General features: G+C 64.3%; 1 protein-coding gene and 1 rRNA gene. Both read left to right on the forward strand.

The window, feature by feature from the left end:
* Positions 1-104 (forward strand): 5S ribosomal RNA (gene rrf, locus D514_RS30335); the annotation flags it as partial.
* Positions 105-309: 205 nt separating this feature from the next.
* On the forward strand, positions 310-538 hold a 229-nt coding region (locus D514_RS39225; protein ID WP_236610958.1), incomplete at its 3' end, for a hypothetical protein.

A 538-nucleotide genomic window follows, 5' to 3' on the forward strand; every position in this document is an offset into this window, starting at 1 on the left:
GCGTGAGGGAAACGCCCGGTTACATTCCGAACCCGGAAGCTAAGCCTCACAGCGCCGATGGTACTGCAGGGGGGACCCTGTGGGAGAGTAGGACACCGCCGGACTCCTTTTAGTCAAAATGGCCACCCATCGTTGGGTGGCCATTTTGCGTTTACACGAAGAGAACAGGGAGCATCATGCCAGAAGAGGAAGAGCGCCGTCCGCGTCGCAACGACGACAGTGGATCGCGCGGGAACCGGGCTTCTGGCGGACGCTCCGGCAACAGCCGAGACTCCGCAGCTCCGCGTCGTGAGGGTGGCGGGTACAACCGTGATGGTGGTGCTCCGCGTCGTGAGGGTGGCGGGTACAACCGTGATGGTGGTGCTCCGCGTCGTGAGGGTGGCGGGTACAACCGCGATGGTGGTGCCCCTCGTCGTGAGGGTGGCGGGTACAACCGTGATGGTGGTGCCCCTCGTCGTGAGGGTGGGTACAACCGCGATGGTGGTGCCCCTCGTCGTGAGGGTGGGTACAACCGCGATGGTGGTGCCCCTCGTCGTGA

It is taken from the genome of Microbacterium sp. UCD-TDU, assembly GCF_000340625.1.
Taxonomy (GTDB): Bacteria; Actinomycetota; Actinomycetes; order Actinomycetales; family Microbacteriaceae; genus Microbacterium; species Microbacterium maritypicum.